General features: G+C 72.9%; 1 protein-coding gene. It reads left to right on the top strand.

Features of this window, described 5'->3' with window-relative positions; translation table 11 throughout:
- On the top strand, window positions 1-685 hold a 685-nt coding region (locus WX88_RS26800; protein ID WP_046247505.1), incomplete at its 5' end, for a T9SS type A sorting domain-containing protein.
- Window positions 686-687 lie beyond the last annotated feature (2 nt).

Genomic DNA, 687 nt, shown 5'->3' with positions numbered 1-687 from the left:
GCTGACGGTACCAAGCAATGACGAGCCCTGCGGCGCCCTTGCCCTGGGCACGGCCCCGCTCAGCAGCACCAACCTGGGCGCCACCACCAGCCTGCAAAACGGCATCGTCAACCCCGACTGCTCCCCCTCCCAGCTGCCCAAGGACGTCTGGTTTGCCCTCACCCCCACCGCCCCCACCGCCACCCTCTCCCTCTCCGGCAGCGCCGCCGGCACCCTGCGCCTGTTCACGGCCCCCGACTGCGCCGCCGGCCCCTTCCTGCCCGTCTTCTGCCAGGCCTCCGGCGCCCCCAACACGGCCCTGGGCACGGTCACCATCCCCGGCCTGACCCCCGGCCAGCGCTACTACCTGGCCATTAGCGGCTTTGCCAGCAACGACGCCCCCGGCCCCTTCACCATCGCCGGCACCGGTCTGCTCACCGCCACCGCGGCCCCGGCCCCGGACCAGGCCCTCGAGCTCTTCCCCAACCCCAGCAGCACCGGCCTGCTCACCCTGCGCCGCCAGCTGGCCGCCACCCCGGCCCAGGCCACGCTGCTCAACGCCCTGGGCCAGGTCGTGCGCACCCTGTCCCTGCCCGCCGGCGCCCTCGAGTTGCTCCTGAGCACCCGCGGCCTGGCCCCCGGCCTCTACACCCTGCGCCTGACCGACCGCGGACAAACTCTCACCCGAAAAGTCGTCCTCGAATAACT

Origin of the sequence: Hymenobacter terrenus (assembly GCF_000972495.1) — a bacterium.
Taxonomy (GTDB): Bacteria; Bacteroidota; Bacteroidia; order Cytophagales; family Hymenobacteraceae; genus Hymenobacter; species Hymenobacter terrenus.
This window is presented reverse-complemented; position numbering and strand designations above follow the sequence as displayed.